Annotated in this window: 19 protein-coding genes; 8 read left to right on the top strand and 11 right to left on the bottom strand. The window is 59.6% G+C overall.

Translation table 11 applies throughout. The annotated features are described in order from the left end of the window. Positions 1-58 precede the first annotated feature (58 nt). The 6 genes from VGI36_03820 to VGI36_03795 all read right to left on the bottom strand — a co-directional run bounded on the left by VGI36_03820 (position 59) and on the right by VGI36_03795 (position 7016). Complete coding sequence (locus VGI36_03820) at positions 59-532, bottom strand: hypothetical protein (protein ID HEY2484247.1); 474 nt, start codon at positions 530-532, stop codon at positions 59-61. A 31-nt stretch (positions 533-563) separates the two neighbouring features. Continuing rightward, the gene (locus VGI36_03815; protein HEY2484246.1) at positions 564-2027 is read right to left on the bottom strand and encodes a SpoVR family protein; all 1464 of its coding nucleotides are present in this window, start codon (positions 2025-2027) and stop codon (positions 564-566) included. Beyond that, a complete protein-coding gene (locus VGI36_03810; GenBank protein HEY2484245.1) occupies positions 2024-3307 on the bottom strand; it encodes a DUF444 family protein in 1284 nt (427 codons plus the stop codon). Before VGI36_03810 ends, VGI36_03815 begins: the two co-directional genes overlap by 4 nt. Before the next feature lie 119 nt (positions 3308-3426). After that, positions 3427-5361, bottom strand: a complete 1935-nt coding sequence (locus VGI36_03805) for a hypothetical protein (GenBank protein ID HEY2484244.1) — start codon at positions 5359-5361, stop codon at positions 3427-3429. Positions 5362-5549: 188 nt separating this feature from the next. Beyond that, positions 5550-6437, bottom strand: a complete 888-nt coding sequence (locus VGI36_03800) for an MBL fold metallo-hydrolase (GenBank protein ID HEY2484243.1) — start codon at positions 6435-6437, stop codon at positions 5550-5552. Positions 6438-6545: 108 nt separating this feature from the next. After that, positions 6546-7016: a hypothetical protein gene (locus tag VGI36_03795; protein ID HEY2484242.1), complete on the bottom strand. Its 471-nt coding sequence runs from the start codon at positions 7014-7016 to the stop codon at positions 6546-6548. Positions 7017-7191: 175 nt separating this feature from the next. On the opposite strand from VGI36_03795, the gene VGI36_03790 reads away from it, so the two are divergent. Both VGI36_03790 and VGI36_03785 read left to right on the top strand, forming a co-directional pair. Further along, positions 7192-8586, top strand: coding sequence for an amidase (locus tag VGI36_03790; GenBank protein HEY2484241.1), 1395 nt, complete (start codon positions 7192-7194; stop codon positions 8584-8586). A gap of 47 nt (positions 8587-8633) precedes the next feature. Continuing rightward, positions 8634-10028: an amidase gene (locus tag VGI36_03785; protein HEY2484240.1), complete on the top strand. Its 1395-nt coding sequence runs from the start codon at positions 8634-8636 to the stop codon at positions 10026-10028. A 44-nt stretch (positions 10029-10072) separates the two neighbouring features. Here VGI36_03785 and VGI36_03780 read toward each other — a convergent pair whose 3' ends face one another. From VGI36_03780 to gor, 3 genes are all read right to left on the bottom strand, one after another. Beyond that, complete coding sequence (locus tag VGI36_03780; protein HEY2484239.1) at positions 10073-10984, bottom strand: DMT family transporter; 912 nt, start codon at positions 10982-10984, stop codon at positions 10073-10075. 105 nt (positions 10985-11089) lie between these two features. Further along, positions 11090-11653, bottom strand: coding sequence for a class I SAM-dependent methyltransferase (locus VGI36_03775; protein HEY2484238.1), 564 nt, complete (start codon positions 11651-11653; stop codon positions 11090-11092). A 108-nt stretch (positions 11654-11761) separates the two neighbouring features. Beyond that, positions 11762-13111 carry a glutathione-disulfide reductase gene (gene gor / locus VGI36_03770; protein ID HEY2484237.1) on the bottom strand — a complete coding sequence of 450 codons (1350 nt, stop codon included), beginning with the start codon at positions 13109-13111 and terminating at the stop codon, positions 11762-11764. A 133-nt stretch (positions 13112-13244) separates the two neighbouring features. Here gor and VGI36_03765 point away from each other — a divergent pair, with 133 nt between their 5' ends. The 6 genes from VGI36_03765 to VGI36_03740 all read left to right on the top strand — a co-directional run bounded on the left by VGI36_03765 (position 13245) and on the right by VGI36_03740 (position 19767). Continuing rightward, positions 13245-14243, top strand: coding sequence for a Gfo/Idh/MocA family oxidoreductase (locus VGI36_03765; GenBank protein ID HEY2484236.1), 999 nt, complete (start codon positions 13245-13247; stop codon positions 14241-14243). A gap of 27 nt (positions 14244-14270) precedes the next feature. Then, on the top strand, positions 14271-15443 hold the full coding sequence (locus tag VGI36_03760) for an amidohydrolase family protein (protein ID HEY2484235.1): 1173 nt from the start codon (positions 14271-14273) through the stop codon (positions 15441-15443). Positions 15444-15475: 32 nt separating this feature from the next. Further along, positions 15476-15802: a hypothetical protein gene (locus tag VGI36_03755; protein ID HEY2484234.1), complete on the top strand. Its 327-nt coding sequence runs from the start codon at positions 15476-15478 to the stop codon at positions 15800-15802. Between the two features lie 137 nt (positions 15803-15939). Next, positions 15940-16818: an aldo/keto reductase gene (locus tag VGI36_03750; GenBank protein HEY2484233.1), complete on the top strand. Its 879-nt coding sequence runs from the start codon at positions 15940-15942 to the stop codon at positions 16816-16818. A gap of 197 nt (positions 16819-17015) precedes the next feature. Continuing rightward, positions 17016-18269 (top strand): amidohydrolase family protein, encoded by a 1254-nt coding sequence (locus VGI36_03745; protein HEY2484232.1) that lies wholly within the window; start codon positions 17016-17018, stop codon positions 18267-18269. Positions 18270-18399: 130 nt separating this feature from the next. Further along, a complete protein-coding gene (locus tag VGI36_03740; GenBank protein ID HEY2484231.1) occupies positions 18400-19767 on the top strand; it encodes an LLM class flavin-dependent oxidoreductase in 1368 nt (455 codons plus the stop codon). A 223-nt stretch (positions 19768-19990) separates the two neighbouring features. On the opposite strand, the gene VGI36_03735 is transcribed toward VGI36_03740, so the two are convergent. After that, a complete protein-coding gene (locus tag VGI36_03735) occupies positions 19991-20848 on the bottom strand; it encodes an LLM class F420-dependent oxidoreductase (GenBank protein ID HEY2484230.1) in 858 nt (285 codons plus the stop codon). Between the two features lie 488 nt (positions 20849-21336). After that, positions 21337-22839, bottom strand: a complete 1503-nt coding sequence (locus tag VGI36_03730; GenBank protein HEY2484229.1) for an ATP-binding protein — start codon at positions 22837-22839, stop codon at positions 21337-21339. Positions 22840-23400: the final 561 nt, after the last annotated feature.

The raw sequence follows: 23400 nt of genomic DNA, 5'->3' as shown, positions 1-23400 counted from the left end.
ATGCGCTGCGATCCGCCTGCGCCGGACCGCCCGCACAAATATGTCCTTATGAGGTAGGCTAGCGGCGCTTCGCTTTGAGCTTTGCCAGTTTGTCTTTGACAGTTCCCGCGTTGTGATGCATCACGCGGACTTCGTCGATGAGCTTGGCGGTTGCGGCCTCGTCCTTCTGGTCGATGGCGTCACCCAGGGCTCCCACCGATTTCGCGATTGCTGCCCATCGCGCTCCACCGAAGTTTGGAACCCGGTGCCATCCGTCGCTGCTGAATAGGTTTGCGAGATCGGTGACGGAGCACCCGAAGGTTTCCTTGAACACCTCTTGCGCCGCCCCGACCGATGCGGCGGTGGCGGCCTTTTGCTGGAGTGCGATCAAACGATCCCACGCCTTGGCCTCGTCGGGGGGCAGGCCAGCCAGATCGGTGAAGGTCTTCTTGGAGGCGGCATTGTGACGAAACAGGCGCGAGACGTTGCGTCCTTCGTGATAGAGAAGGGCAAGGAACTCGACATATTCCGGCGGGATGGGAGGGGTTTCCATCAGGAATCGGATTCTCCGGTGTGGTGAAAATTTACTTCAGGGCGCGGACGGAAAAGCCCCGATCGTTGCAGCACAGCAGCGATTTCTTGCCTTCCAGCGTCGTCTCGATGACGACTTCGCGTGCCCACAAGCGCTGCAGATACGCGATGGTTTTCTCCGCGTACTCAAGATGCAAGTCGCGTCCATCGTGATAGTGCTTCAGGTATAGCGTGCGATTTTGTCCGAAATCCGCGTCTTCGACCTTGATTACCGGGATCGAACTGGTGCCGACGTTTTTGATCAAGGTCTCCTTGACCTCGCGCCATCCTTCGTCGTCCGCGACCTTGGAGACCACGTAGTCCTCGCCACGCGCCTCGTATTGGAAGATATCCATGTCGCGCAGCAGATCCTCGGTGAGATAGCGGCGCAGAAACGACGCATCGCGCTCGACTTCGCGGATTTCGAAAAGCTTTTCACGCGCCGGCTTAGTCGGCGCGCCATCGCGCTTGATTTCCTCGGCGGTGGGTTCGCTCCACCGGCGATAGACGTCTTCCCAGATTCTCAGGCCGAGATGGTAGGGATTCAGCTGGCCGGGAATCGGACGTGCGACCTGGTTGTGGCGGACGATGAATTCGAGATGCAGCCCCTGTTCGAGGTTGAGCGACTCCAGGATCTTTTTGTGCCAGTAGGTCGCCCAGCCTTCGTTCATGATTTTGGTCTCCATCATCGCGATGAAGAACTTAGCCTCTTCGTCGACCATGGTGAGCAGGTCTTTTTCCCAATCCGCCAGATACGGATTGTGATCGCGAATGAAGAGCAGGACGTCCTCGTCGGGCTCGGTGGGTACTTTACGCAGGTCGGGTTCGACTCGCTGCTGGCGCGCGTGGATCTTCTGGAACGGATCGCTGCGCGGTTGGGCATTTTCGACGGCGCGCTCGATCTGTTCTTCGGGGCTCAACTTGCGAATCGCGAGGTTGCGCCGGCACTGAAACTGGAGCGAGTGCGCGGCATCCAGGACCCGCTCCACCTTTTCCATACCTATCGACGGGTCTTCCACGTAACGGCGAACGCGCAACGCGTGCGCTTTGAAGGTTTCGACGGTGAGTTCCGCGCGCGTCGATTTGAAAGTGAAATTGTTCTTGTTGAAGTCGTTGTGTCCGTAGACGTGCGCGATGGTGAGAATCTGGAGCAGCAGGGTGTTATCGCGCATCAGGTAAGCGATCGCGGGACTCGAGTTGATGACCATCTCGTACGGTACGCCCGTGACCCCGTGGTCGTAGAGCGTCTTGAGCTTCTCGTAGGCCTTGCCGTAGGACCAATGCGGGTAGTGCGAGGGCATGCCGTTGTAGGCCATGTACCCGAGCATCTGGTTGTGGTCGCAGATTTCGAATTCCTGGGGAAAGCAATCCAGTCCGAATTCGTCGACCTTCTCACGAATTCGCCGATCCCACTCGATCAGGTCTTCGAGGTCGTAGGCGGACACCTTAATGGGAGCATCAAGCGATAAGTCGCTCATTCTTTGATGCGATCCTTGGCTAGAAACGCCTTGAAGGAGGGCCAGATGTCTTCCTTGCGCTCGATCAGCACGGTGTGGAAATTCGGCGCCTGAATCCGCCTAAATACATTCAGCATCGAGCTTTCATAGTAGCGCGAACCCAGCGGTTTGATCTCGCCGTAGCCGAACAAGTTGCAGATCTCCGCAAGCTCCTCGCCTGCCTTCAGCGCGGTAGGGTTGTCGGAGTCGAAATTGTCACCGTCCGAGCAATGAAACGCATAGACGTTCCACAGCGACGGATGGTAGCGCTGATGAATGATCTCGAGCGCCTTTACATACCCGGAGGAGATGAAGGTTCCGCCGGACTCGCCCTTGTGAAAAAATTCCTCTTCCGTAACCTCGCTCGCTTCAGTGTGATGGGCGATGAATACAATCTCCACGTTGCGGTAGCGCGTCGCGATGAACTGGTAGAGCAGGAAGAAAAAACTGCGCGCCAGGTATTTCTTCATCGTGTCCATCGACCCCGAAGTATCCATGATGCACATGACCGCCGCGTTGGACTCTTCGCGGGTGTCGACTTCAATATGCTTGTACCGCAGGTCGTCGTGATGGAACGGGAAGCGCCGCTTGCGCAATCCCGCTCCAGCATCTGGTTGCAGCGCCGACAATCCCGGCGCGTCGTCCTCGGCGGGTGGTTCGGCAGGCTCGGCAAGATCGCCATCAGCCGCGCCGTTTCCATTCACGCGCCGGTCGCGTGCCAGCTTCCGCATCACGCGCTGCTTGGCGGTGCGGCGCTTGTCCAGCCGCACCCGGATCCCGACATGGCGGTAGCCCTTGCGTTTGGTCGAATAGTCCGACTGGATTTCGCGCAGCGCGCGCCGTTCGAGGTTGGGCAGCTCGAGGTCCTCGAACATAATCTCGATGAGTTCCTCGAGGGTGACGTCGGTCTCGTAGTAGTCGACGCCGGGCCGATCACCGGCCATGTCATCGCCCTTGCCGGGGCCTTCCTTGCCGGTCTTCCCGACCACCTGTCCAGGCCGCGAATCGCCGTCGCCCTGCGATGCACCCCCGGAGTTGTCACCGTAGACGAAGCGATACTCTTTAATGCCCCGCAGGGGAACTTTGATTACGCGGTCCCTGTCTTTACCGATGATCGATTCTTCGGCGATGATGTCGGCGATGTTTTCACGGATCGATTCGCGGACCTTCTGACGATGGCGCAATCGGTCGCCCGCCGAACGGTCCGAGCGTTCCGCGTCAGAGGGTCGATATTCCCGGAAGATCGTTTCGCTGGTGGCCAAGCTACGGTCCTCTACCAAGACTATATGACGGACGCCGCCGCCAAACGAAATCCGGAGGGTCGCCCGCTCGGAAAGGGTGCCAAGGTCCGTGAAATCTGCTCAATTCCAGGGTCCCCGCTTCAGTCCTTCCAGAGATTGTTCGCGGCATACTTCAGCACCACGTCCACGCACGATTCACAGTAGCCGTTTTCCATCAGGTTCTTTACCATCGAATTGTACTTGCCGCTCTGCTCTTCGTCGCGGGTCCGTGCCTTGGTGATAATGCGCGAGATGTCCCGTACCGAGGTCATGAGCTTCTTTTCGATTGCTTCCTTGAGCGGTTCGTAGCTCCGATAGCTGACTTTCTCCCCGCGGCGCGAGGTCGCCCACAAATAGGCGATTACTTCCTGGCGGAAGCCGTCCGCCGCTGAACCGATGATCGCGATCTGCTCTTCGATGGACTTGAGGAAGCCTTCGTCGGGCGGCAGTTCTTCTTTGGTGTTGCGGTCGCGGACTTTGGTTTTGTTCACGTAGGCTTCGGCGTGATCGAGATAGTTCTGGAACAACGCCTCTGCCTGCTCCTGGTAGGAGTAGACGAATGCGCGGGTAATCTCCTTCTCCAGGAGTTCCAGGTACTCCTTGTGCAGCGTGTCCTGCAGGAATTCCAGATACTGCTTGCGCGTGTCGTCGGGCAAATCGGCTTCCTTGGTCATCTGGACCAGCGCCTCGCGCACGTTGATCGGGTTGATGCAATTGCCCGCGACATTATCGGACAGCGCATTGTCGAGCGCCTTCATGATGAAGCGCGTGGAAATACCTGACATGCCCTCCCGCTTGGAGTCTTCCTTCAGCTCCTGCACATCGATCTTTTTGGTCCGGCCCTTCTCAACCACCTCTTCGCCATTGTAGAGGCTCAGCTTGGTCATCAGATCGCACTTGGAGGTCGGTTCGAGCCGCGACAGGATCGCGTACATTGAAGCCAATTCGAGCGTGTGCGGGGCGACGTGCGCGCGGAAGTCGGAGTTGCGAATGATCTTCTGATAGATCTTCACCTCTTCAGAAAGCCGCAGGTTGTAAGGCACCTTGATCACCACGATGCGATCTAGAATCGCCTCGTTGGTATGGTCGGCCCTGAACTTCTGCCATTCCGCTTCGTTGGAGTGCGCCAGGATGGTGGTGTCGACGTACACCATCCCGTGGCGCCCCGGGGCCGGAATCACTTTCTCCTGGGTCGCCGTGATCATCGCGTGTAGGTATTCGGTCTCATTCTTGAACACTTCGATAAACTCGACGATGCCGCGATTACCGACGTTGAGGGCGCCGTTAAGTTCGAGCACTCGCGGGTCGCCCTCGGAATACTGATCGAGTTTCGAAATATCTTCGCTGCCAATCAGGACCGAGGTGTCCTGATTGTTCGGGTCGACCGGCGGGACCACGCCGACTCCGACGCGGTTGCGCTTTGAAAAATTGCGCGTCTCGACCGGGAACTCTTCGTAGCGCTGATTGAACTCCACTTTCAGGCGGTAGCGGCATACCGGGCACAGGTCACCTTCAATATGCACGCCGAGCATCTTCTCGAATTCGCGGCGCAGGTGCCGCGGAATTAGGTGCAGGGGCTCCTCGTTCATCGGGCACCCTTCAATGTTAAAGATCGGCACCAGTTGCTCGAGTCCGCGCTGGATTCTCTCTACCAGCGAGCTTTTTCCGGACCCGACCGGCCCCATCAAGTACAGCACCTGCCGACTCTCCTCGCCCTTCAGCGACGCGGAATGAAAGTAGCGGACGATCTGCGCGATGGTGCGCTCGATGCCGAAGAACTCATCGGCAAAAAACTCGTAGACTTTTATCGGCTCGTCCTTGTAAAGCCGCTTGGTGCGAGGATCGTCAGTGTCCTGGATGCTCTTGGAGCCGGACGAGATGATCATGTCGTAGATCCGCGCATGCGAGAGCTTGGTCATCATCGGCTCGGACTTGACCACTTCCAGGTATTGCAGAAGCGTTCCAGTCCACTGCTTCGACTCGCGAGCGGCACGGTCGTCCTTGATTACTTTTTCAAAGGTGCTGAGATCTGCCATCGGCCAAACTCCGGGTTATTTGCGTTTGTGGAAGAGACTGCCAGAGGGCGAGCAAGGGGAAGGAGGGGTTGTGCTATTTTTTAAGCGCATCCCACAACAGAGTATAACGGACGCGAAATAACGCAACAAGTAAACTTTCCGTGACTCCCAATTCGGCCGTCCACAGTGCCGGAGAGACCCATGGTGCCTCAGGAGACCTCGCGGAGGTGCTCCGGAACCAGCACCTTCTCGCCCAAAACGAGTTTACCCCGGTCATTGTTCACCCGTGCCGCAAAGACCGCGTCATCATGGGCGAAGGAAACCCAGGTGCGATCGCTAACCGCCAGCGAAAGGTACCGTGACTTCTGTTCCATGGTGGTGAGGGCATCGAGGTCGTAAGCCTGATTCCAAGGGCCTCGGAGATGAGCGCGCGTCGGCACGATGTCGGCCAGGTGGACAAAGCACGAAGCACCGTCGACAACCCGGGCTACCTGATGATCTCTGGTATGGCCACCCGTTGGGGTCGCATAAACCCCCGGAATGATTTCCAGGGATCCGTCGATGGCTTCGATGCGGCGCCGGTTGGGCGCGATGATTTCCTTGGCGTGGCGATAGGCGGCATGCAGGCGTTCGTTGCGAGGATTCTCGGCGATCTCCAGCTCGCCCTTCTGCAGAAAGATCTTCGCCCGCGGAAATGCAGCTTCGAGCCTTCCCGATTCCTTCCTACGCACCAGACCGCCGCAGTGGTCGAAGTGAAGGTGCGATACGATCACCCCGGTGATGTCGCCGAGTTCCAGCCCGAGTGCCCGCAGGTGGTCGGGAAGCCATCCATCGTCATGGCTGAAAATCTTGCGTTCTACCGAGTCAAGGCGATTGCCGATCCCGGTGTCGACCACGATCGCTTCGCCGCCGCGCAGGATTAGCGGACAAGTCAGGTTCAGCCGGACGCGATTCAAGTCGTCGGGCGGATGCTCACGCTTCCAGAGTTCACGCGGCACTACGCCGAACATGCATCCGCCGTCGTTGCGCCAGAGCCCATCGGTCAGAAAGGCCACCTTGAATGAACCGATCTGGAGCGATGGCGGAGTCTCAGCCATCGAGTGAATCCTGAGGGGAATACTTCCACCTCCACCCGTGCGCGGCACCGGCGAGGAAGCCGGATGGGCCAGAGTGGATCACTCGCGGCACTCTGTCAGTGTGAAGCACTAGGTTCCCATTAACCACAAACCAAGCAGCAGGGCGACTGCACCCATCACCGCAATTGCGACCTGCGCCCGCACCATCCCCGCCAGTCTGTGCGCCAGCGCATTGGATGGTGCGGCCGGTTGGGCGTCGTCAGGCAGCGATGCTCCGGCGCGGAGAGTCCAGCGAAGCGCGAGAAACATCACGGCAAAGAGCACAACCTTGAGGCCAAGAATGCGTTCAAACTCCGGCGAGAACCGGAAGCTCCGCACAATTCCCGCGAGAACGAGGTTGACTGCCCCTGTGAAGAGGAGCACAAGCGCCGCCGCAAGGCTAAACCCGACGATCCTGGGCGCGGCACCCAGCGCAAAATCGCGCTGCTCATCTCCAGCCGCGCTCAGCACCAGCCCCGCGATCACGAAGCACACACACGCAGCGACCCATCCCGCTCCCGCCAGCGCGTGAATCCACAAGATCACAGTCTGTAACGGCATCGACTTCCCGCGACCCGCCAAGAGTATCGTTCTCGTGGGTGGAGGCAAGTTCACCTTGGCGGTTCGGATGCTTTTGGGCTAACAAGCACAGTTGGCGAGCGCTTCGATACATTGAGGCCAACTCGGCCCTACTATCCCCGCTGGTGGCATGGGGTGGACCGGAGGATGCGCAAAGATGCTCAATCCGTACATCGAGGCCTGGGAACTGCGCGAGCTGGTGCTCAAGAAAGAGGTGCGACCACGCGAGGTCGCCGAGTTTTTCATCGCTCGCACCGAGAGCCTTAATCCAAGGCTAGGCGCACTCATGACGATTACCCCAGAGCGCGCTCTCGCGGATGCCGAACGATTGGAAAGGCTCGGCGACGGGGAACGACGGCGTAGTCTCATGTTCGGGGTTCCGTACTCGATAAAGGACTTGAACTGGACCAAAGACATCCGAACGACGATGGGTTCCCGCAACTACGAGAACTATTTTGCCCCGGCTGACGAAGAGATCGTCGTACGGATGCGCAACGCGGGCGGTATTCTGCTCGGCAAGACCACCACACCGGAATTTGGCGCGCGGCCCACCACCGAGGGCGGGTTGTGTCCTCCGGCTCGCAACCCCTGGAACCTGGAACATACGGCGGGTGGATCGAGTGGCGGTGCGGGCAGCGCGCTTGCGGCCGGGCTCGGATGCCTTGCACAAGGCAGCGACGGCGGAGGTTCCATTAGGATTCCCTCAGCCTGTTGCGGCGTAGTCGGCCTAAAGCCTTCGCGTGGACGGGTAACGATGGCGCCTGCCTTCGGTGAAGCTTGGGCGGGGTTTGCCACTTCGGGACCGATGGCTCGTTCGGTTCGCGATGTCGCTCTCTTCCTCGATGTGCTTGCCGGGCACGTGGTTGGCGATCCCTACTGGACGCCAGACCCGGTCGCCGCGTTCCGGACCGCGGTGGATATTCCGCCCCGTCACTTGCGAATAGCGGTTCTCCCCAGGAGCGCGATCACGCGCGGCGATTCGGAATCCGAAGCCATGCTCGCATCGGCGGCCAAGGTGTTCGAGGAACTAGGACATACGGTGGAGGCGGTCTACAGCGACCCTGGGGCGCGACTGAAGGACTGCGTGATGTCGCTCATCACTGCAGGAATCGGCTCGGTTCCGGTCGAAAAACCCGAATTGATGGATCCGGTGGTTCGTTTTGCGTGGGAGGTCGGCCGTAAGATGAGCGCCCACGAGTACATCACGACCGCCGCGCAAATGCACAACACCGCTCGCGAAATCGTGCAGGAGCTCTCCGCCTACGATGCGATCCTTTCCCCGACGCTGGGTCGTCCGGCCGCGAAATTGGGCACCATGCCATCGTCACCCGAACGATACCTCGACGAACTCCCGGAGTGGGTCGCGTACACGTTTGCATTCAACGCGACCGGGCAGCCCGCCTTCTCGCTGCCCAATGGCTTCAACCAAGCGGGTCTGCCGATCGGGCTGCAGATCGTGGGACGGCAGGCCGATGAGGTGACCATTATCGGTTTGGCGCGCCAGTTCGAGGAGGCACGCCCATGGAAAGACAAGCATCCGCCAATTGATTAAGGAGCTCTTGCCAACCCGACCACAGCGATGGCGAGGATAATAGGAAGGTGTTTGATCCCTATATAGAAGGATGGAAACTGCGCGAGCTGGTCCGCAAGCGCGAAATCCGCCCGCGCGAAGTCGCGGAGGTTTATCTCTCACGTATCGAGCGCCTCAATTCGCGGCTCGGCGCCTTCTACACGATAACCGCTGATCGCGCCCTGGCCGATGCCGATCGGCTCGAGAAAATGAAGCCCGCCGAAAGGGCAAACCTGCCGTTGTTCGGCATCGCATATTCGCTGAAGGATCTGACCTGGACCAAGGACATTCGCACGACCTTGGGGTCCAAATCGTTCGAGAATTGGTATGCCCCCGCCGACGCAGAGCTGACCGTGCGGCTCAAGAACGCGGGGGGAATACTGCTTGGCAAGACCACCACCCCGGAATTCGGGATGCGTCCGACCACGGAGGGCGGGTTGCATCCTCCCGCCCGCAACCCATGGAACCTGGCGCACACGGCCGGAGGATCGAGCGGCGGTGCGGCGGTCGCTGTCGCCTCAGGTTTGAATCCGATCGCTCAGGGAAGCGACGGTGGAGGTTCGATACGAATTCCCGCGGCCTGTTGCGGGTTGGTCGGACTCAAGACGTCGCGCGCCAGAATTACCGCGGCGCCAGAGAAGGCCGAAGGGTGGGGTGGGCTGGCCACCGCCGGACCGATCACCCGCACGGTCCGCGACGCGGCACTGATGCTGGATGCAATGGCGGGGGGCGGACTGGGCGATCCCTATACCGCACCAGCGCCCCAGCGTCCGTTCATGGATTCGGTCATGGCCCGCCCGCACAAACTGCGCCTTGCCGCCATCAGACAAACCGCGCTAGGTCCGATCGACCCCGAAATGCTGGCGGCGTTTGATTCGGCGTGCGTCGCGTTCCGCGAACTGGGCCACGAGGTCGAGGCAATAGATATCGACCCCGGCGCGCTGCTCAGGGAATTCCCGCCGATTGTCGTTTGCGCGTGCGTCGGTGCCATCGAAATCCAAAACCCCGACTTACTCGATACGATGGTCAGGCCTAGCTGGGAGTGGGGTCGCCGTATCTCGGCCGCCGAGTATCTCAACGCGCTGACCGCGCTGCACAACACCTCGCGCGATATCATCAGAGCACTCGCGCCCTATGACGGGCTGCTTACGCCCACGCTCACCAGGCCCGCTCCGAAGCTCGGAACCGTGGCCGCCGATCCGAAGAAGGTGGCCGACGACATCTACTCATGGATTTCCTTCACGTTCCCGTTCAACTCGACCGGCCAGCCCGCGATTTCGCTGCCCAATGGTTTCAACAAATCCGGGCTGCCGCTGGCACTTCAGATCGTCGGGCGCCCGAACGACGAAGCCGGAGTCATCGCCCTGGCCGCCCAGTTCGAAGAAGCGCGACCGTGGAAGCATCACCGGCCACCCGTCGGTTGAGCCTGACGGAGAACATTGCGGCTCAAGCGACGCAGCACAGAAAGTCACTGAGGCGGCTCTGATACCAGCAGTTCGGCTTCACGGCTGGAGGCGCCGAGGGTCACGATCATAAGGCTTGAAAGTATCAGAGTGGCCCCGACCAAGGTTGCCCAGGTAAGCGACTCTCCCAGCAATGCCACGCCTAGTGCAGCGCCCAGCAGCGGCTGGATGAAAAGAAACGGGGCGGCCGCCGAAGCATCGATCACGCGGAGCCCCCGAAACCACATCCAGTAGCCACCGACGGTGGCGAACACGGCCATGTAGCCGATCGCGAGCCACGCAGAGAGCGTCAGCTGGGGAGCTCCGTACCACGCCACCGCGATCGCTCCTGCTGGTATCCACACCAGCAAACTTCCCGCGACGGAAAATGCGGTCAGGAGCAGCGGTGGTATACGCTCCAGGGATGCCTTACCGCCGACGGTGTAGCCGGCTTCGAACAGCAGCGCGAATATCACCAGCAGATCGCCCACAATTCGGTGGAGGCCCTGCGGACCCGAGAGATCCGGAACCAACCCGCGGGCCACCACCAGGTAACCTCCCGCCAACCCGATCAGGAGCGCTGCAATTCCCGAGGGGGTCACCGGTTCATCGAGAACGATCCACGAGAGCACGGCGGTAAAAATCGACTCGGTCGCGATCAGCAACGCCACATCGACCGCAGTGGAAAGCGATAGTCCTGCATACTCGAACGCCTTGTTCAGGACGAAACCGAGAACCACCAAGCGCGCGAGTCCACGCAGCGAATGGCGATCGGAGAGCTCCCGAGCCGCAATGCTGCGCCCGGTCCACAACACGGGCAGCAACAGCAGCGTCGCAAGCGTGAACCGGAGCGCGTTCAGTTCGATGAACGAGAGCTGCGCGAGCGCGGTCTTGCCCGCCGCATAGGTCCCCGCCCACAGCGCGTTGCCAAAAACCAAGAGGCCAAACGCCTCGCCGCGCGATACGCGGTCGACGGGAGAAGGGGCCAGCGGGGACGGGTCAGACGCCACCCGACGAATGGTGACGCCTCGGGCGAGCGCGATTCAAGGTCGGCGGGCACGAAAACGAAACGCCCGATCGGCCAGGTCGACGCATGCATCCTTGAATCCGGCCGCTTCAAGCCGGCGTGGAAAGGTTTCCGGATCGACCACCACCATGGTGTCGAACCAGTGAAGCGCACCGAAGTAGAGGCTGTAGCGGCTGTCGCTGCCCGCGAAGGTCGCTCCGGGCCGCAGGACGCGCGCGACCTCCCTCAAGAGCCGATCCTGGAGCGTCGCGGAAGGTACGTGATGCAGCATGGTGAAGCAGACCGCTCCATCGAACGAGGCATCGGGTAGAGACATCGCGGTTGCATCTTCGCGGCGCACCGTAACATTGGTTCTCGCCATCCGGGCCGACAGAGAGCCCGCCAGAGCTTCGTCAATTTCAACACAGGTCAGCTTCGAGACGCGGGTCCGCAACAAATCCGTGGTGACCCCCGGGCCCGGACCTATCTCCAGAAGGTTGCCACCCAGATCGATCCCCGACAGCGACCAAGGCAAGAGCTGTGTCTCAACCGTGCGCCGCCATCCGGGCGAGCGACATAACCATCGATGTACCAGATTCATCTCCCGTCCCTCGCGATCTCGTCAAGTATGGGACCTGGAGGCGGGGTTGCCACACCGTCTGTCCGCCATAACGTGTCGGAAAAACGACATACGCTAGGAGCTGCAGCTTCAACCTGAGGTGCGCATCGTAACGAACTCTTCGGCGGCGGTCGGGTGAATGCCGATGGTCGCGTCGAACTGGGCCTTCGTCGCATTACTCTTGAGAGCGATCGCCAGTCCCTGGATGATCTCGCCCGCGTCAGCTCCGATCATGTGGCAGCCGACTACGCGATCGGTTTTCTTGTCCACCACCAATTTTATGAAGGTCATTTCATCGCGGCCGCTCAACGTGTGTTTAAGCGGACGAAACGTGGACTTGTAGACTGCTATATCGCCAAACTGGTCACGCGCTTCATTTTCGGTAAGGCCGACAGTGCCCAGATTGGGCTGGCTGAAGACCGCCGAAGGGACCCCGGTATAGTCGACGCTCATCGGGCGATTGTTGAACAAGGTTTCGGCCACGGCGCGCCCCTCTGCGATCGCAACCGGCGTCAGCATGATTCGATTGGTGCAGTCACCGATGGCGTAAATATTCGCAACCGAAGACTGCGAGTAAGCATCGACTACTATCGCTCCTTCACCATCCATTACTACTCCCGCTTTTTCCAGACCGAGACCGCGCGTGTGCGGAGCGCGACCGGTCGCATACATGATGATCTCAGCGCTGACCATCTCGCCGCTATCCAGATGCGCGCGCACGCCGTCGGAGGTCTTTTCGATTCGCGCGATAGTGCAGTTCAGGCGCAAATCAATCCCGCGTTTGCTCATCTCGTTCCCGAGCGTGTTGCGCAGGTCTTCGTCGAATCCGCGCAGCAGCTTCGCACCTCGATGCACCAGGGTGACGTGACTGCCCATTCCATGAAAAATGCCGGCAAACTCGACGGCAATGTAGCCACCGCCGACCAGGATCACGCGCTCCGGCCGCTTCTCCAGAAAAAATGCCTCGTTGGAAGTTATGGCGTGCTTTGAGCCCGGGACGTCGGGTACCGCCGGCCAACTTCCCGTGGCCAGCAAAATGTACTTCGAAGTGTAATGCCTGCCGTTTATCGAAACCGTATGCGCATCGACCAGGGTTGCGCGTCCTTCGATTATCGTCGCCCCGGCCTCGGTTAGCAGCCGCCGATAGACTCCATTGAGCCGATGAATCTCGCGATCCTTATTGGCAATCAAGGCCTTCCAGTCGAGGTGGCGCTGGCCTAGGTTCCAGCCGAAGCCCGCGGCATCTGAAAATCCCTCGCCAAATTCGGAAGCGTAAACCAGCAGTTTCTTGGGGATGCATCCGACGTTGACGCATGTACCACCCAGGTATCGCTCTTCGGCGACCACGGTTTTCGCGCCGAAGGTCGCGGCCATCCGGCTCGCCCGCACGCCACCACTGCCGGCGCCGAAAGTAAAAAGATCGAAATCATAGGTCGCCACTTACGGAGTCCTCCTTGGGATGTGGACCTGACGCCCTTGCCAATGCTGCGAGTCTACAAGTGATTGTTTCCGTAGACGAGTCTGACTAATTTCGGGCACGAAGATTGGCAACGCAGAAGTCGGGGAACAGACGATGCCAGACAAGCATCCGGTCCGTTTTGGCACCTTGGGTGCCGCGCAAATTACTCCCAATGCTCTGATCAAGCCGTCGCTGGAGGCACAGGACGCGGAAATCGTCGCGGTGGCGGCGCGAGATCGCAAGCGCGCCGAGGAATTTGCTGCCACCCATCGCATCCGACGGGTTCACGACACCTACCAACAGGTCATCGACGATCCGGAAGTCGACGTGATCTACAATCCACTACCCAATTCGCACCATTGCGAATGGACGATCGCCGCGTTGCGCGCCGGAAAGCACGTGCTCTGTGAAAAGCCAATAGCATCGAATGCCGCCGAGGCGCAGAGGATGGCCGCAGTGGCGCGCGAAACCGATAGATTCCTCGGCGAGGCTTTCCACTATCGCTACCATCCGCTGGCCGCGCGGGTGCGGGAGATCCTCCGGGGTGGGACGCTGGGGCGCCTGCGTCATCTGGAAGGAAACTTCTCGGTGCCGCTGCCCGCGAGCAACATCCGCTACGACTGGAATCTCGCGGGCGGCGCCACGATGGACCTGGGCTGCTATCCGTTGCACATGCTGCGCGAATTCTCCGGTTTGACACCGCGAGTCGCGAAGGCGTCCGTCCGGATTGGTCCGCCCAACGTCGACGTGACTATGGAGGTTGAGCTCGAGCTGGGTGATGGAGTGACGGGGCGGATGACGTGCTCGATGGCGCAGGACACACAGATCGGCGCGACCTTCACCGCGCGCGGCGAACTTGGCGAACTGTACGTGGTCAACCCGGTCGCGCCCCATATGGGAAATCAGCTGACTTTGAAAACCAGCTCGGGACAGCAGCAGCAGAGTGTTGCCGGTGACGCCAGCTACACCGGTCAGCTCCGGGCATTCATCGCCCGGGTACGCGGTGACCAGAGTGCGTTTCCGACGGACGGCGCCGAGGGAATCATCAATATGCGCGTCATTGACGATGTCTACCGGGCGGCCGGCCTTCCGCCGCGTGCCAGCGCAAAATGATATGATTAACTGCAGGATCGCAAGACGATGCCCTATGTAGAAGGACAGACCATTCACGACGCTGACTCCCACATCATGGAGGCGCCCGACTTTCTGGATGGGTACCTCGCGGCGGCCTATCGAGACCGGGTGGATGTGCGGAGATGGTTCGGCGGACCGAACAATCTGCTCCGCGACTCAATGAATTCGCTGCGCCGCCGGCACGACGATCCCGGCTGGCGGGCCGAGAGCGCGGAAAAGATCCTGTTGCGCAAGAACTACGATGCGATTGGTTCATGGCGTCGCGAGGATCGTCCGGCCGCACTTGACCAGCTCGGGTTTTCCAGTCAGCTGGTCTTCACGACCTGGTTTCTCGGTCTGATGGACCTGGAGTACCGGGATGACCCGGGACTGACCCATGCGGTGGCGCGGGCGTTCAACCGGGCGATGGTTGATTTCTGTTCGGTCGACGACCGCCTGCTGGCGACCTGCTATGTTCCGCTGGCGGATTTTGACGGCGCGCAAGCGGTCGCGCGCGATGCGATCGAGGCGGGCGCGAAGGGTTTGCTGATTCCTTCGCGATGTCCCAAAGGACATTCGCCGAGCCATATCGGGTTCGACCCTCTGTGGGCTACGGCGCAGGAAGCAGGATTACCGATTCTGTTTCACGTAGGAGGAGGCGGGCAGCTCCTTTCCCCCGATTATTTCAAGAACGGCTTGCCAGCGGTGCCGGATTTTCATGGCGGTGACGGAAATTTCCGTTCGATCGACTACATGGCGATTCCGAATCCGCCGATGCAGACGCTCGGCGCGCTGATTTTCGATCGCGTACTGGATCGATTTCCGCGGCTCAAGTTTGGCGTGATCGAGCAGGGCGCCTCGTGGCTGCCGGGGTGGATGAGGTCGCTCGATACCGCGCACAGCGCGTTTCTCAAAAATGAGGAGCGCCTCCAGAAGCTGTCGCTCAAGCCCAGCGAATTCGTGCGCCGCCAGGTGCGAGTCACGCCCTATCCGGCCGAGGACACCGGCTGGATCATCGCCAACTCGGGAGCTGAAATCTGCATGTTTTCTTCTGACTACCCGCACGTTGAGGGTGGCCGTAATCCGCTCAAACGATTCGGGGCGTCGATGGCGAATTTATCTGACCTGGAGACCCGCCGGTTCTATCGCGACAATTTCGTTGATCTTATGGGCGCGGGCCTACCGCCGGGCCTCAGATAGCCCATGTCCTAAAGGTTATGAAGAAAGTTCTAATGGTCTGCTCCGGGAATCTGGATCGAAGCCCGACCGCGGCAATGGTGCTGGCGGAGATGTGCGCTCCCATGTGGGTCGCTTCGGCCGGAACTGAACGATGGGCAAAGAACAAGGTAACCCAGGAGCTGCTCGAGGAGGCCGACATTATCTGCGTGATGGAAGATGCCCATCATCGCCATATTCACGAGCAGTTCGGCCCGGAACACGCATCAAAGGTTGTCGTGCTTGACGTTCCTGACAATTATGTGTGCTGGGATCCTGACTTGGTGCGGATTCTCAAACCAAAAATTCGTACCGCACTAGGATTGCCGACTTCACAGCAGTAGCCACTCGTCGAGAGTTCATGGGTAGCGTATTGCGCTTGAGTGAGCGATCGCGAAAGGATGGAATTCCTGGCGCCCCTGGACACCGAGGGAATCCAGCCGCGCCATAGTCGAAACCACTCCAGCTCGGAGGTGATCTCATGATCGCGACCAGTCCGTTTGGAAAGACCGGACATCAAAGTACCCGAGTAATTTTCGGCGCTGCAGCTTTAGGGAGCATGAAGCAGGATCGCGCCGATCGCGTCCTCGACATCCTCCTGGAATCCGGAATCAATCACATCGATACCGCCGCAGCCTATGGTGATTCCGAACTGAGAATCGGACCCTGGATGCGCGAGCATCGCAAGCGCTTCTTTCTCGCGACCAAGACTGGCGATCGCACCTATGACGGCGCGCGGGCGAGTCTGGAGCGGTCGCTCGAGCGGCTGCGGGTCGAAAAAATCGACCTCATTCAGCTTCACAACCTCGTCGATGAGAGCGAGTGGAAGACTGCGCTTGGTTCGCGCGGTGCACTCGAGGCGTTGGTCGAAGGGCGGGAGCAGGGATTGGTTCGGTTTATCGGGGTGACCGGCCACGGTTCTCAGGTGGCGGCGATGCATCGCCGCAGCCTGGAGCGCTTCGGTTTCGACTCGGTTCTCTTTCCGTACAACTTCACGATGCTGGAGAATCCGCAGTATGCAGCCGACGTCGAAGCGTTGCTCAAGATTTGTGCAGAGCGAGGGGTTGCCACCCAGACCATCAAGTCCGCCGCGCGCCGACGATGGCAAAATGGCGACGGTCCAAAATTCAGTTGGTACGAGCCGCTTCGCGATAGCGATGCACTGCGGCGCGCGGTCCATTTCGTGCTGAGTCGCCCGGGCTTGTTCCTCAACACCTCGAGCGATGTAACGATCTTGCGCCCGATCCTCGAAGCGGCCGGCGAAGCACCCAAGGCTCCGTCACGGTCCGAAATGGAAGCCGACGTGGCGAGCTATGCGATGCAGCCGCTGTTCGTTGCGGGAGTTTCTGACACGATCTGAGGCCGCGGCTGCACCTTCGCCCGCAAATCTCTCTCGCGGATGAAGGTGTCGGTATTCGTCCCAACCTCATCGGCGGCGAAGGAGCAGGGTCCATACATGTTCCCCGTGTCAGCCGGGATGTTTGAAATCCTTGATGGAAGGGGCGTAAAACGCAGTCATTGAACAGATTGAGAGCTTGCGGTGCGAGAGGTCCGGTCATGGAGCAGATTCACAACCAGGTCGATGAGAAAAATCGCTATCGGATTGAGACTCCCGGGCACGCGGGATGGGCTCACACGGCGCGACCCGACGATCCGAACAAATACTTGATGATCTCGGCCGACTGCCATGCGAACGAACCTGGCAGTCTGTGGCGCACGCGGCTCGAGCCCAAATATCGCGACCGGCTGCCGCACGTCGAGGTCGATGCCAAGGGCGAGAAATGGTTCGTCGCCGAAGGGCTGGGCAAATCGCGCGTGCGCGCGCGAATGATCGCCGACGTTCCCCGCGAGAACAGCGAGGACCGCCTGCGCGGGCAGGCCGGCGCGGATCCCGAGGAGCGAATCAAAGATCATATTCGCGATGGTATCGACGCGGAGATCATCTTCCCGAACAAGGGTCTCATGATGTTCGCCACCAAGGATGCCGACTTCGGCATGGCGCAGTGCAAGGTGTGGAACGATTTCTCGCGGGAAATGTACGGCAAATACAACGACTTCATGTCGCCGGCCGCGGCGATCATGACCGCCGATGTCGACCTGGCGATCGAGGAAATCAAGCGGGTCGCAAAAATCGGGTTTCGATTCGTGACGCTGCCCTGCAAACCGATATTCGGCGGCCATGATTCGCGCGACCCAAACTACAATCTCACCAATTACGATCCGATGTGGGCCGTCATCCAGGATTGCGACCTGCCAGTCACTTTTCATGTCTCGACCGGGCGAGACCCGCGCGCGGCGCGCAAGGAGGGTGGCGCGGTTATCAACTACGTTTCGCACTCGCTGTCACCGACTATTGAGCCGGTCGCGAGCTTGTGCGGCTCGGGAGTGTTGGAGCGATTTCCAAAGCTCAAATTTGCCGCGGTGGAGAGCGGAATCGGATGGGTCCCGTGGGCGCTGGATGCGATGGACGAAGCCTGTCGCAAACATCATCTGTGGGCTTATCCGAAGTTGAAGAAACTGCCCAGCGAATACTTTCGTAGCAACGGTGCGGCGACCTTCCAGGAGGATCACGCAGGACTCCAACTGGCCGAACGCTGGAACCTAATGGACAATTTCATGTGGGCCAATGACTATCCGCATGCAGAAGGTACCTGGCCGCATTCAGCCGAAGCGATCGAGCGCGAGATGGGACACCTGAGCGACGAGGCACGCGCCAAGATCCTCGGGCTGAACGCGGCCAAGATGTTCAAATTCGACGTTGACTTGTTGTTGAGGCGGCGCAAAGCGGCGGGCGCGAGGGACGGACGCTAGGAGCCCGTTGAAATGCGACCTAGCCGTTTCCTCGTCCCGACAAATGAACCGGACTGGACCATGGGGTGGCCCTAAAAACAGTCGGCGGTCGCACCCTTGCGGGCAGGATTGGTCTCTCGACGGAGGAGTCATGATTGAAATAGGTGTATTCCACAACGGCGCATCGGATCTTCCGGTCATGCGAACGCCTTCGGGCGTCGCTATCAACGACGGCAACCTCGCCGAGGTTCACGAATCCAGCCAGCGCGGGTTGGTCGGGCAGATACGGCAGGGAATTCTCGCTGACCAGCTCGGCTTCAACTATTTCTTCATGACCGAGCATCATTTTCAGCCTGAAGGTGCCGAGTTCAGCCCCAATCCACTGTTGGCGGAAACGGCGATCGCCGCGCGCACGCGCCAGATTCGTCTCGGCCAGGCCGCGAACATAGTGACCTGGTGGCATCCCGTGCGAATCGCGGAGCAGGCCGCGATGCTCGATGTCATAAGCGGCGGCAGGCTCGAATTCGGAATCGGGCGAGGATACCAGCCGCGCGAGGCTGAGGTGTTCGGCTGGCCCTTCGCGACGATCCAGGACCAGGAACGCAATCGCGCCTACTATCAGGAAGCGTATGAGATCATTCTCAAGGCCTGGACGCAGCCGTCGTTTTCCTATCGCGGACAGTTCTTCACGATTCCGCCGGTTTTCACACGCTGGAACCATCAGCAGACCATCGCATATTTCGAATCAGGAAAAGCCGGCCGCAAACTCGACGAGGTCCTGAGCATCGGCGCGCCCGATCCATACGGCGGTGCAAATCCGGTCATGCAGAGCGCGACCGTCCTGAAGGAGCTGCAAGTGTTCCCGCAGCCGCTTCAGCGGCCATACCCACAGATGTGGGAACCGCTCACGACCGAGCGCTCGATCAAATGGGCAGCCGAGCGCGGATTCAACGGATATTTCATCGTCGAGCCGAATTCGCGACTTAAGAAGAATGTTGAGATCTTCTATCGTGAGTCGGAAAAAGCCGGATGGCCTGACCGGCTCGGGCGCGGACGGCCAAAGTATGGATGGGATGCGGAAAAACGGCGCGGAGTTCTGACCGGCCGCTATATTCATCTGCTGCTGCCCGGGCACAACCGCGAGCGTGAACTTAAGCGTTATAAGGAGGCGCTCGAGGTGCAGTGGGACTACTACGGGCCGTTCGGTTTCGCAGCGGTGCTGGCCGATGCAGACGAGGAAAGACTCGACCCTGCGCGCAAGGTCGATCCCGATCTGCTACTGAGCAAGGAAATCGCGCTGTTTGGCACGGCCGCGGAAGTAACGGCGCAGATCATGCGGATCAAAGAAACCTGCGGTTACGAGGATTTCGCCTTCAACGCGTGGTTCGAGAAGGGCGGTTTTGCCACCAAGGAGATCGAAGACCAAATGCAGTACTTCGCCGAAGAGGCGAAACCGTTGCTGGCGCGCGCCTGCGGCGGCCAGGTGCAGAATCCGAGTGTGGGGTTGAGCTTCGAATAGCATGCGCTCGTTTCCGTCCGCGAGCGGGAGAGTCGCTCACTGCGATGCCCGGAGCGGGTAATGGCTCAGCGAGGTGGTGGTGCCTCGTGATTGGGGAAATCTCTGGAAGAGAACATCTGTCGCCGCACGCTATGTCAGGCGCGTCAGGCGGATGCGTTCCTGCCGCACAACGCAGCGCATCCTCGGCCGCCCCTCACGAGCAGGGACTAGGAAAGCGGGAGCGTTAGACGTAGAGGTTGGCCAACCGCTTCAGCTCGGCCTCATAGTTCTCCGGCTTGAGCTGGTTCGGAACGCCTATCACAAATCGGTGCGTACCGGCCTTGCGATAGTTTTCCAATCCCTCCTGCACCGCGGTGCGCTCGCCCTGGATGAAGCCCATCGCGGTGATGTCAAGCTTCGCGAAATCCCGTCCGATCGCGTCGCATGCACGACGTAGCTCGTCGAGCTGCTTTTTCACGTAGCCGTGGGGCACGCCGATCGGGCACCATCCGTCGGCCCATTTTGCGACTCGCTTCAGCGCATTCTTGTCCAGGCTCCCAATCAGAACCGGAGGGCCGGGTTGCTGCACCGGCTTGGGATTGCAGCGCACCGGGCTGAACTTAACGTATTTACCGTCGAACGATGCTTCATCTTTGGACCACAGCTCGCGCATCGCGGCGATGTATTCCGCAGTTTGAGTCCATCGCTTGGGAAAATCCACGCCGAGCAGCTCCGATTCCTCGCGCAACCATCCTGCGCCGATGCCAAACAGAAATCTGCCGTTCGAGAACGCGTCGAGGGTGGCGACCTCCTTGGCCGTCACGATCGCGCTTCGCTCCGGCACCAGGCAGATTCCCGTGGCAACCTTGAGGTGGGTCGTGACGGCGGCGGCCATGCTCAGCGCGACAAATGGATCGCACATCTGAGAATAGACATTCGGAATCGGGCCATTGGTACCAGGGAAAGGCGTCTTCGGATTGACCGGCAAAATCGGATGCTCGGGAATCCAGACCGATTCAAAACCCAACCCTTCTGCGGTGCGAGCGAAGGCAGCGGGATTCGCCGTGTATCCGGTAAATGGCATCAGTAACCCAATTTTCATAACCCACCTCTCCGGTTTGGACACAGACAACCCGCAGATTTCGCAGATATGCGTTAAAGAGGCAAATACGCCTTACGAGTGTTGCATTATTTCTTGGCTAACGACCACCCCCTGACGACCAATAGCCAAATATAAGCCCTAGGGACCCCGTTGGTCTGGCCGTGTTCTACCCTCCCAACGCCGCAATGCCGAGACGCCGATCCTTGGCGACACAAAGCGTGGTCTCTGCCTGGTAATTGCGGTGCCTCGGCACGGAGTTTGCGCGTCCGCGGGGAAAGTTCCCGAGAACCAACTGCGCGTGTCGCCCAGCGCACGACCCAAGCGTCTTCACTGTGTTCACCGAAATGACCGATTAGCTTCGCCCAACGCTGCGGCCTCGGGTTGGAGGTGATGGCCAACCTGGGCGCAAAACCTGTGGGGGTACAGCGAAGCAGGCAAGACTGCGTCGATACGGCGCAGGTCGCAACCGTAGACCGAATGGAGCCCATTCAAGGCGGCAGCGATGCCAGCGCCTTGAGGACGCCTCCCATGTCTATCGGTTTGACCAAGTGGTGGTGAAAACCCGCGCTGCGGCTCTTTTCCAGATCAGACGGCTGCCCGTAACCGCTAAGTGCGATCATGGTTGGAATGTGCTCCGGCATCCTCTCGGAGATCCGCTTGGCCAGCTCGTAACCGTCCATGACTGGCAGGCCAATGTCGATAAACGCGACATCTGCTGAAAACACAGTCAGCAATTCAAGCGCGGCCAAACCATCCGAGACCGCCTCGACCTGGTGACCGTGCAGGCGAAGAAGTTCAGAGATCGTTTCCGCAATATCAGGATAATCTTCTACAACCAGAATTTTTAGACGATGCGCTGATGCGATTCTCGAAGATTCGCGCAATCCGCTGGGGCCTGCGCTCCTCGACAGAGGCAACTTTACGGTGAATTGACTTCCTTGTCCTGCCCCTGCACTTGCTGCTGTAACCTGACCACTGTGCAGCTCTACCAGGCGCTTGACCAGCGTGAGTCCCAAGCCGAGACCGCCTTCGGCGCGATCTGCAGGGCGGGACCTCTGGAAGAACATGTCGAAAATGTTTGGCAACGAGTTCGGGTCGATACCCTCGCCATCGTCACGCAATTCGACTACCACCTCGGAACCCGCTCGCTCCGCGCGAACGCTGATGTGGCCGCCTGGCGGTGTATAGCGCGCCGCGTTGTTGAGCAGGTTCGCGAATACCTGTCGAAGGCGTCCTGCGTCTCCAAAAATGAGCAGCCCTGATTCCGGTATCTGCACATCCAGGTGATGCCGTTTGCTTTCTATCAGGGGCTGGACAGCCTCAGCGGCGGTTGCGATCAGAGTGCTCAACTCAACGTAGTCGGGGCGCAATTCGATTTTGCCGCGAGCGAGCCTCTCCACGTCGAGCAGATCATCTATCAGCCGGGTCAGATGCCCCACCTGCCGCTGGATGATCTGGAGTTCCCGGCTGTTCGCTTCGCCCCGCTTGGCGAGGGTGCTGAGGGCGAGTGTCACCGGGGTTAGCGGGTTTCGCAGCTCGTGGCTCAGCATCGCCAGAAACTCGTCCTTTGCACGGGACGCGGCGAGCGCGGTGTTCAAGGCGAATTCCAGTTCTCTATTGAGACGCCGGGTTTCCGTAATGTCGTTGTTGATTTCAAGCAGCGCCGGCGAGGAGCCACCGTCCCTATCTATCGCCGCCCAGTGACTCGCGACCACAATCTCTGCGCCATCTTTGCGACGATGCACCAATTCGCCTTCCCAAGAACCGGCTCGTAAGAACTCTGTATTGATTTCAGATAAGGGCTTCGGGAACTTGGTTTTGAGCAGATCGTGGCTGGTTCTGCCCACTGCTTCGCTTGACGTCCATTGGTAGACCTTCTGAGCGCCCGCAGTCCACGTCAGAATCTTTCCCGACAAATCACGAGTGAACGCATGTGCTAACTCCAATGCAGCTGCCGCCTCGCGGACTTTGAAGTAAGGGTCGTAGTCCATGTTGGATCATTAGGGTCAACAACGATGCATTGTGACGAATAGCACGCTGGAGGGATCGAAACACGAAAAAATGGCTGACCAAGTGGTCGCCAGTCTCGCATTGAGATTACGGATTGACCCGCCAGTCATTTTACCTGCCGGGTGATAGTTTTTAAGGCCTGGCTCAGCGTCTAGGTCCTCGTCGGCGTCTACATTGCCGCGAGCTCTGGATTCACGAAAGCCAAGCCAGTATTGGCTTATCGCGCTCCGACTGCGTGCATGGCAGGCACAAAGCCAGCGGAATCATTGAGGAATTCGAGAGTAACCTTCCAAGGAGATCTATTTCGATTCCAAGCCTACGCCTACCCATGGGAAATACCCGGATGGTCATCGCGCGCGGCCCCTCGTGTGGTCTAGGGAGCTGGATCCGTAGACGAACGCACCGAAGACAGTGCTTGTGGGCGGGGAAAAGGAGGACCCGTTCAGAAGACCACCGGGGTTGTTCTGGAAATCGTCGTTCTGGGAAAGGCATCAGATATACCAAGCCTCTCTGGTTCCGGACGACAAGACCCAAACGAACTT

It is taken from the genome of Candidatus Binataceae bacterium (assembly GCA_036495685.1).
Taxonomy (GTDB): domain Bacteria; phylum Desulfobacterota; class Binatia; order Binatales; family Binataceae; genus JAFAHS01.
This window is presented reverse-complemented; position numbering and strand designations above follow the sequence as displayed.